1 pseudogene is annotated in these 433 nt (G+C 69.7%); it reads left to right on the top strand.

What is annotated here, in order from left to right:
- A pseudogene (locus tag LU671_RS29350) lies at positions 1-433 on the top strand (T6SS effector BTH_I2691 family protein); the annotation flags it as partial.

Raw genomic sequence — 433 nt, forward strand, 5'->3', positions numbered from 1 at the left:
TCAACGCCATTGCCCGCCACCAGCTCGAACACGGCGTGCTCGCCCTGGTGCTCGACGACACCGTCGGCCTGGTCCAGGAGTACAACCACCAGCGCCTCAACTGGATCGCCCGGCGCCAGCAATGGCGCGAGGACCCGCTGCGCGCCTATCAGCTGCAGACCTCGCAGATCCTGCTGACCCTGCGCGCCATGCAATGGCCCTGGGCCGAGCAGCAGACCCCGTCCTTCGAGCCCCACAGCGGCGATGGCCCGCCGGTGTTCGTCGACCCGCAGGTCGAGCGCCAGCGCGAGGTCGAACGGCGCGCTCGGGACGGCGTCGCCCGGCTCGAGGAGCGCTACCACGAGCCCCTACGCGCAGGCTTCCAGGCCGAGTACGAGCGCCAGGAAGCCGAGTACCAGCGCTACATCGACCTGAACACCCAGGCCTACACCCA

The organism is Pseudomonas sp. NMI760_13 (genome assembly GCF_021283245.1).
GTDB classification, from domain to species: Bacteria; Pseudomonadota; Gammaproteobacteria; order Pseudomonadales; family Pseudomonadaceae; genus Aquipseudomonas; species Aquipseudomonas peradeniyensis.